Raw genomic sequence first — 802 nt, 5'->3', positions numbered from 1 at the left:
GAATATGGATTATACGCAAGAATGAAGAACTTCATACGGATAGTGTGTTTAAAAGTTTATAATAAGGAAATCCTAGAAGCAAAGATTAATTTGGAAGAACTAAATGGAACAGATTTATATATTGCATATATAGATCTGTTAAGAAATTTGGAAATGCTAGAAGAAAATGATAAGGATGGTTCGAGCATTAAGTTAAAAGAAATCTATGATGGAAAAAACGAAAAATTGAGCAAAATATTGCAAGATTATAATTATATGAAAGACTTAGTAAGTCAGAAAAGTAAGTTTAAGACACCCACTAGCAGATATATAAATCATTTGATTAAATACATTCTTGAACTAGAAAGTATATCGTTAGTTAAAAAAACAAATGCATCCCTATCAGATGATTTCTATTCGGATCTTGGAGAAGAAGCATTTACATTGTTTAACGAAAAGAATTATACTTTAGCATTGTCAGATTGTACAATAGCTAGAATTTTAGACATTGGCTGTGGAAATGGTAACTTTATAGATTATTTTATAGAAAATGGTAAATTTACTAATATTGTTGGTATTGAAAAACAACAGAATGTTTCTGATCATATTAAAAATAAAGATGTGTATAAGAGACAGGGTGGGAGATGTTATTGAATTAGAGAATGTATTGACAAAGCAATGGCTGTCTCTTATACACATCTAGATGTGTATAAGAGACAGGACATTGGCTGTGGAAATGGTAACTTTATAGCTGTCTCTTATACACATCTAGATGTGTATAAGAGACAGGGTGGGAGATGTTATTGAATTAGAGAATGTATTG

1 protein-coding gene is annotated in these 802 nt (G+C 29.6%); it reads left to right on the top strand.

Translation table 11 applies throughout. The features are described 5' to 3' along the window. On the top strand, positions 1 to 633 hold a 633-nt coding region (locus A5886_RS07705), incomplete at its 5' end, for a class I SAM-dependent methyltransferase (protein WP_218776634.1). Between the last annotated feature and the right edge of the window lie 169 nt (positions 634 to 802).

Origin of the sequence: Candidatus Enterococcus testudinis (assembly GCF_002140915.1) — a bacterium.
Classification (GTDB): domain Bacteria; phylum Bacillota; class Bacilli; order Lactobacillales; family Enterococcaceae; genus Enterococcus_D; species Enterococcus_D testudinis.
This window is presented reverse-complemented; position numbering and strand designations above follow the sequence as displayed.